Source organism: Endozoicomonas sp. ONNA1, assembly GCF_024606325.1.
In the GTDB taxonomy this organism is placed as follows: Bacteria; Pseudomonadota; Gammaproteobacteria; order Pseudomonadales; family Endozoicomonadaceae; genus Endozoicomonas_A.
Map to the genome: position 1 here is coordinate 1 of NZ_JAHHPN010000875.1, position 1,304 is coordinate 1,304.

Annotated in this window: 1 protein-coding gene and 1 pseudogene; both read right to left on the reverse strand. The window is 52.1% G+C overall.

Annotated elements, in window-relative coordinates:
- Nucleotides 1-913 (reverse strand): glycosyltransferase (locus tag KDK19_RS20805; protein WP_257292859.1); only part of this gene is annotated, 913 nt, incomplete at its 3' end.
- A gap of 6 nt (nucleotides 914-919) precedes the next feature.
- Nucleotides 920-1,304, reverse strand: a pseudogene (gene glmM / locus KDK19_RS20810) (phosphoglucosamine mutase); the annotation flags it as partial.

Here is a 1,304-nt window from a genome sequence, read left to right on the forward strand (position 1 = left end):
CAGCCAATATCTCAGCGTCTGCCTGAAAGCCCGGCAAAGGTTCTGGCAATGTCACCGTGGCGTCCTTGAGGATCTCGGCAAAACGGGCTTCATTCTCCTTTCTTTTACGGTGGTATTGTCGAGTCAGTGGCCTTGGGTGCCACTGGTGCAGCAGAAATGAACCGTTAAACAAATGCGGCACCGCATAATAACTAAAGTAGCGGCGAAAGCCCCGGTAATCCCCCGGAAACTGTCTTTTCACATCCTCAGAATAATCGGCAGGCCGTTTGCCAACAGGGTAATACATGGCCAGTCGGTGGATCAGATCAAAGTCTTCATAGCCATGGCCAGCAAACGCCTCACGAAAGCCACCCATCGCCAGAAACCATTCACGATGGATCAGTAAACAGCTGGAGGCCAGGGCGATGCCATCCACTTTACAGACTTCACCACGAAACCAGGATTCAAACACCTCCTGGTATAAAGCCTGCTGCAAAACAGGCTTAAAAAATTCCGCCGTAAAATGGGCAGAATAGCGTTGCGAAAGATAAAGACAGGGGAACATGCGAAAAGCCTGCGGCCCTTCCAGTGTCAATTCCCGAACAAAGCCTGATAGCTGATCAATCATTCCCCGGCTGATCAATAAATCCGCATCAAACAGAAAAATATACTGACCAGTTGCATGGGCAACCGCTGCATTACGCACCTGCCCCGGAGCGAATACACCTGGCTGATACTGATGGAAATAGCGCAGGTTGTCCTGCTGGCCATTAGTCAATTTGAAGCGCGTTGATTGTCGCCCCGTATCAAAAACCACGAGTTCAATATCTGGTTGATCTGCAAAACAGCCAATGGCCTGATCAAGACGCTCAACAGAAGCCCGATCGCCCGACCGCTTCCGAAAGGGGATAACAACGGAAAGAAGCGTATTCAAGGCCTATTAACCGTTCAACGCCTTCAATACCTGCTCAACCTTCTCCGCCAGCACCTGGCAGTGTCGGGTAATTTCCGCCTTATCTTCACCTTCTACCATCACCCGAACCACGGGTTCAGTACCGGAAGGGCGCAACAATACCCGGCCACAGCCACCCAGAGCCTGTTCGCATTCGGTAACGGCACGGGTCACTGCAGGAATACGGGCAAGGTCCCGGCGCTCGGTCATAACAATATTGACCAAATGCTGTGGGTACTTGTTCATGCCTTGCTTCAGTTCCGCCAGGGTTTTTCCGGAATGCTGAACCGCTGCCATTACCTGCAAAGCGGCCACAACACCATCACCCGTTGTGGTCACCTGTCGGCAGATCAGATGGCCGGAGGATTCTCCA